Below are 3,034 nucleotides of genomic sequence, written 5' to 3'. Positions count from 1 at the left end.
CGAAACGAATAGGCTTTTTCCATGTCTCACATTTTAGCATATATTTGGTAAATGCGCTAGTATTTAACGGTAAAGCCGTCGTAGAACGACGGGGTTTCAGACCCAAAATTTTCGATGATCGTTAACCATGAACTGGAATTTAACAGCGATCGCAAAGACGAAATTCTTAATCCTTTATTTATTGTAGAGGTGCTTTCCCCCGCCACGGAAGCCTATGATCGAGGTGATAAATTTAGAAAATATCGTTCCCTGCCAAGTTTTTGTGAATATCTGCTCGTTAGTCAAACTGAACCCTACATTGAGCAATATTTCAGACTCCCACAGAGCGCTCGCTGGCAATTACAAACCTACGATCAACTTAGTCAAATAATCCCTCTGGAGAGTTTAAACCTTGAACTTCCCTTGCTAGAAATTTATCGTCGTGTTAGTTTTGCGGCAGCCTCATAAATCGCTTAATCCGATTAATACCCTTTCTATTCTGTTTGCATAAAAAGCGATCGCCTAACAGTTTAAACTCAAAAAACCGCCATCGACAAAGAAGCGCTACATTTATTGAGGATGGTTAGGCAGAGAATGATATTGAAAAATGCCAAATATACTGCCGACACTGCCAATACTGAGAATACTGCCGACACTGCCAATACTGAGAATACTGCCAACACTACCAATACTGAGCATACTGCCGATACTAACCAGACTTAAAATGCTGCTGGCACTAGCGAGACTTAAAATACTGCCAGCACTGCCTAAACTCAAGATACAGCGATAACTAGCTTTGCTCAGATAATTAAGACCAGAAATCATTTTAAATCGGGGAAAGATTGGGGAATAGTTAGGGAAGTATTTTGCCAAACCTGTTGTAAACGCATAGCCGGCATAGTTAGATAAAGAATATCACCTTGATCGAGAGTAATTTCCAGTAATTGCCAACCGTGGATAGTTTGACCTTGTTTTTCTAAGTAAAGTGGCACAAAATCGGCATTCATCGCCGCTTCCTTGACAATTTGCCCCATAAAAGGATGATTCGGTGTGATTAATGTAGCCAAAGCAACCCAGAGGAGATCATCGGTCATGCCATTACCGAGAATTCTACCGCCCAAAGCGGCCGCAGCAAAGGAATAGGTAGCCAGATCCCGGGGACATAATACCGTATCAAAATCAAAAACTTCTTGAATCGATCGCCCGAATTGTTCCTGAGAGCAGCGTAAAACTAGATTAATTTTAGGAGCGATCGCTTTAGCAGTGAGAGCAATCTCCACATTAATCATATCCTCGTAAGTAACCACGATCAAAGATTCGGCGTTGTTAATATTAGCGGTTTCTAGGGTAGCCACTAGACGCGCATCCTCGATGATAACGGGGATTCCCCAGGAGCGCACGGAATGCAAAAATCGATTATTGGGGTCCGATTCGATCACCACCACTTCACAGCCTTGCTCGTGCAATTGTCGCACGATCCGGGTGCCGATACCTCCTAAACCACAGATAATGTGATGATTGCGGACGGGAATGCGGGTAGCATCCCAAAACTGTTTAAAGCGACTACCGAGGATAAAATCGTTAAGGAGAGCATAACAGATACCGATAACCCCTGCACCGACAATCATCATGACCACGGTAAAAATTTTGATACTATCGGGGGTAGATTCGGCCACTTTTTCGTTACCTCCGGCGCCGGTAATCATCCCGACGGAGAAATAGAGGGAATCGACGAGGGAAATTTTTTGATTAACGCTGAGATAGGTAACGGTAGCAAGGGAAATCATCCCCAAGAGGGAAAGGGTGACAAGAATTACCGGTTGGACATAGTGCTGATAGGGACGCAGATTGAGCAGATTTCTCAGCCACTTTTGCAGTTTAAAACGCTGTTTTGCCCTAATTGTCGGTTTATTGCCGATAATAAGATGATCGCCAGTTCCGAGTTTTTTGCCTAAAAGAACTGCTGAAACCAGATCAATTTCGTCGTGAGCGGGGAGATAATAGATTAACATCCGGGCCGGATCGTCCCAAAGTTCGTAGAGGGGTAATCCCCACCAAGGATGATTTTCCTCGATAATTATCTCTTGAATTGGCCAAAGGCGATCGAATAGCTGTAATTGACCGATAGCTTTATTACCAAGGGCAGCAAAGGAAAAGATCGGAGCCGCTAGGGAAGCAACGCTCATGCTAACGTGAGCAGGTAGGGTTTGATCGAGTCTTTCTCCTAAAGTTTCGTTAAATAGTCGGTTAACTATCCGAATTTTCGGGTTAATTATCCTTGCGCGGGTGAGAATTTCCAGATTGAGTGCGTCGTTATCAATGGCCAAAACTAGGGTTTCTGCATCTGGAAGGCCAGCTTGCAGGAGAGTTTTAGGAGAGCAGGGATCGCCGATGATAATATCAGACTGGTATTCGCAGACCATTTGGCGATCGCTAATCGCTACTACTGCCGCAGATTGTTGTTTGAGTAAACAAAAGATTTTATAACCGGTGCGACCTAATCCACAGACGATGATTTGCGGTTTCATTCGTCGAGCGCGTTTTTTGCTGATTAACCTTTCAGTTTTAGCGCAAAAACTAGGAAAAATCTGTAACTAAAGCTGCAATGCTGCTAATTTTTCCAATCAGGCTTTTAAAATGATAAAATAACCCTGATCATCGATTGAATCACTTCAGCCTTGACTCGCTTTCTTTGGGACAAATTTAGTAAAGATTACCTCGAAACCTTTCTCTCATCTTCCGGTGACGTGAAAACTAGCCTTGATGTGACGGCAGAAACTCAAGAAATCGATGTGTATTTTCGACCGACTTCCCCAGAAATACCGCCCGAATTAGGTTTATTAGGCCGATTAGCTCAAACCCCTTGTTTATTGGAACCCTATCGCAATCCAGTCACGATTGAGGGCATTATTGCCTGTTTATCTAAACTGTTAACGGTGCGGGAACAATTACAAAGAGAAGCTCACCGTCATCAACAACCCTTATTAGCAGAAAATATTCCCAGACTATGGATACTAACTCCTACTGCCAGTCAAAGAATTATAACTGCTTTTTC

At 43.2% G+C, this 3,034-nt stretch carries 2 protein-coding genes and 2 pseudogenes; 2 read left to right on the top strand and 2 right to left on the bottom strand.

Going from position 1 to position 3,034, the window contains the following annotated elements; genetic code table 11:
- Window positions 1-114: 114 nt before the first annotated feature.
- Window positions 115-447 (top strand): annotated as a pseudogene (locus EWV84_RS09995) (Uma2 family endonuclease); the annotation flags it as partial.
- A gap of 102 nt (window positions 448-549) precedes the next feature.
- On the opposite strand, the gene EWV84_RS09990 reads toward EWV84_RS09995, so the two are convergent.
- Together EWV84_RS09990 and EWV84_RS09985 are read right to left on the bottom strand one after the other, a co-directional pair.
- Window positions 550-804, bottom strand: a complete 255-nt coding sequence (locus EWV84_RS09990; protein WP_158200201.1) for a hypothetical protein — start codon at window positions 802-804, stop codon at window positions 550-552.
- The gene (locus EWV84_RS09985) at window positions 801-2,507 is read right to left on the bottom strand and encodes a potassium channel family protein (RefSeq protein WP_287077868.1); all 1,707 of its coding nucleotides are present in this window, start codon (window positions 2,505-2,507) and stop codon (window positions 801-803) included. Before EWV84_RS09985 ends, EWV84_RS09990 begins: the two co-directional genes overlap by 4 nt.
- 150 nt (window positions 2,508-2,657) lie before the next feature.
- Here EWV84_RS09985 and EWV84_RS09980 point away from each other — a divergent pair.
- Window positions 2,658-3,034, top strand: a pseudogene (locus EWV84_RS09980) (DUF4351 domain-containing protein); the annotation flags it as partial.

Origin of the sequence: Microcystis sp. M_QC_C_20170808_M3Col (genome assembly GCF_007095505.1) — a bacterium.
Classification (GTDB): domain Bacteria; phylum Cyanobacteriota; class Cyanobacteriia; order Cyanobacteriales; family Microcystaceae; genus Microcystis.
Note: the sequence above shows the minus strand (reverse complement) of the source record. Positions and strands in the feature narration are given on the sequence as shown.

What these genes read in the sequence shown, in the direction of transcription:
- EWV84_RS09990 (WP_158200201.1), bottom strand. Translation starts at nt 804, where the DNA reads ATGATTTCTGGTCTTAATTATCTGAGCAAAGCTAGTTATCGCTGTATC.
- EWV84_RS09985 (WP_287077868.1), bottom strand. Translation starts at nt 2,507, where the DNA reads ATGAAACCGCAAATCATCGTCTGTGGATTAGGTCGCACCGGTTATAAA.